The 3,029-nt window shown below is 52.6% G+C and carries 1 rRNA gene; it reads left to right on the top strand.

The features are described from left to right. Nucleotides 1-116: 116 nt before the first annotated feature. Nucleotides 117-3,017, top strand: a 23S ribosomal RNA gene (locus FEK42_RS21065). Nucleotides 3,018-3,029: the final 12 nt, after the last annotated feature.

The following is a 3,029-nucleotide window of genomic DNA, read 5'->3' as shown; positions in this document are numbered from 1 at the left end:
CTTTAAAAATCTGGATCAAGCTGAAAATTGAAACACTGAACAACGAAAGTTGTTCGTGAGTCTCTCAAATTTTCGCAACACGATGATGAATCGAAAGAAACATCTTCGGGTTGTGAGGTTAAGCGACTAAGCGTACACGGTGGATGCCCTGGCAGTCAGAGGCGATGAAGGACGTGCTAATCTGCGATAAGCGTCGGTAAGGTGATATGAACCGTTATAACCGGCGATTTCCGAATGGGGAAACCCAGTGTGATTCGTCACACTATCATTAACTGAATCCATAGGTTAATGAGGCGAACCGGGGGAACTGAAACATCTAAGTACCCCGAGGAAAAGAAATCAACCGAGATTCCCCCAGTAGCGGCGAGCGAACGGGGAGCAGCCCAGAGCCTGAATCAGTGTGTGTGTTAGTGGAAGCGTCTGGAAAGGCGTGCGATACAGGGTGACAGCCCCGTACACAAAAATGCACATGCTGTGAGCTCGATGAGTAGGGCGGGACACGTGGTATCCTGTCTGAATATGGGGGGACCATCCTCCAAGGCTAAATACTCCTGACTGACCGATAGTGAACCAGTACCGTGAGGGAAAGGCGAAAAGAACCCCGGCGAGGGGAGTGAAAAAGAACCTGAAACCGTGTACGTACAAGCAGTGGGAGCCTCTTTATGGGGTGACTGCGTACCTTTTGTATAATGGGTCAGCGACTTATATTCTGTAGCAAGGTTAACCGAATAGGGGAGCCGAAGGGAAACCGAGTCTTAACTGGGCGTTAAGTTGCAGGGTATAGACCCGAAACCCGGTGATCTAGCCATGGGCAGGTTGAAGGTTGGGTAACACTAACTGGAGGACCGAACCGACTAATGTTGAAAAATTAGCGGATGACTTGTGGCTGGGGGTGAAAGGCCAATCAAACCGGGAGATAGCTGGTTCTCCCCGAAAGCTATTTAGGTAGCGCCTCGTGAATTCATCTCCGGGGGTAGAGCACTGTTTCGGCAAGGGGGTCATCCCGACTTACCAACCCGATGCAAACTGCGAATACCGGAGAATGTTATCACGGGAGACACACGGCGGGTGCTAACGTCCGTCGTGAAGAGGGAAACAACCCAGACCGCCAGCTAAGGTCCCAAAGTCATGGTTAAGTGGGAAACGATGTGGGAAGGCCCAGACAGCCAGGATGTTGGCTTAGAAGCAGCCATCATTTAAAGAAAGCGTAATAGCTCACTGGTCGAGTCGGCCTGCGCGGAAGATGTAACGGGGCTAAACCATGCACCGAAGCTGCGGCAGCGACACTATGTGTTGTTGGGTAGGGGAGCGTTCTGTAAGCCTGTGAAGGTGTGCTGTGAGGCATGCTGGAGGTATCAGAAGTGCGAATGCTGACATAAGTAACGATAAAGCGGGTGAAAAGCCCGCTCGCCGGAAGACCAAGGGTTCCTGTCCAACGTTAATCGGGGCAGGGTGAGTCGACCCCTAAGGCGAGGCCGAAAGGCGTAGTCGATGGGAAACAGGTTAATATTCCTGTACTTGGTGTTACTGCGAAGGGGGGACGGAGAAGGCTATGTTGGCCGGGCGACGGTTGTCCCGGTTTAAGCGTGTAGGCTGGTTTTCCAGGCAAATCCGGAAAATCAAGGCTGAGGCGTGATGACGAGGCACTACGGTGCTGAAGCAACAAATGCCCTGCTTCCAGGAAAAGCCTCTAAGCATCAGGTAACATCAAATCGTACCCCAAACCGACACAGGTGGTCAGGTAGAGAATACCAAGGCGCTTGAGAGAACTCGGGTGAAGGAACTAGGCAAAATGGTGCCGTAACTTCGGGAGAAGGCACGCTGATGGTAGGTGAAGCGACTTGCTCGTGGAGCTGAAATCAGTCGAAGATACCAGCTGGCTGCAACTGTTTATTAAAAACACAGCACTGTGCAAACACGAAAGTGGACGTATACGGTGTGACGCCTGCCCGGTGCCGGAAGGTTAATTGATGGGGTTAGCGCAAGCGAAGCTCTTGATCGAAGCCCCGGTAAACGGCGGCCGTAACTATAACGGTCCTAAGGTAGCGAAATTCCTTGTCGGGTAAGTTCCGACCTGCACGAATGGCGTAATGATGGCCAGGCTGTCTCCACCCGAGACTCAGTGAAATTGAACTCGCTGTGAAGATGCAGTGTACCCGCGGCAAGACGGAAAGACCCCGTGAACCTTTACTATAGCTTGACACTGAACATTGAGCCTTGATGTGTAGGATAGGTGGGAGGCTTTGAAGTGTGGACGCCAGTCTGCATGGAGCCGACCTTGAAATACCACCCTTTAATGTTTGATGTTCTAACGTAGACCCGTGATCCGGGTTGCGGACAGTGTCTGGTGGGTAGTTTGACTGGGGCGGTCTCCTCCTAAAGAGTAACGGAGGAGCACGAAGGTTGGCTAATCCTGGTCGGACATCAGGAGGTTAGTGCAATGGCATAAGCCAGCTTGACTGCGAGCGTGACGGCGCGAGCAGGTGCGAAAGCAGGTCATAGTGATCCGGTGGTTCTGAATGGAAGGGCCATCGCTCAACGGATAAAAGGTACTCCGGGGATAACAGGCTGATACCGCCCAAGAGTTCATATCGACGGCGGTGTTTGGCACCTCGATGTCGGCTCATCACATCCTGGGGCTGAAGTAGGTCCCAAGGGTATGGCTGTTCGCCATTTAAAGTGGTACGCGAGCTGGGTTTAGAACGTCGTGAGACAGTTCGGTCCCTATCTGCCGTGGGCGCTGGAGAACTGAGGGGGGCTGCTCCTAGTACGAGAGGACCGGAGTGGACGCATCACTGGTGTTCGGGTTGTCATGCCAATGGCACTGCCCGGTAGCTAAATGCGGAAGAGATAAGTGCTGAAAGCATCTAAGCACGAAACTTGCCCCGAGATGAGTTCTCCCTGACTCTTTGAGAGTCCTGAAGGAACGTTGAAGACGACGACGTTGATAGGCCGGGTGTGTAAGCGCAGCGATGCGTTGAGCTAACCGGTACTAATGAACCGTGAGGCTTAACCTTACAACGCCGAAG

The sequence above is a fragment of the Escherichia sp. E2748 genome (genome assembly GCF_005781125.1).
Lineage (GTDB): Bacteria > Pseudomonadota > Gammaproteobacteria > Enterobacterales > Enterobacteriaceae > Escherichia.
This window is presented reverse-complemented; position numbering and strand designations above follow the sequence as displayed.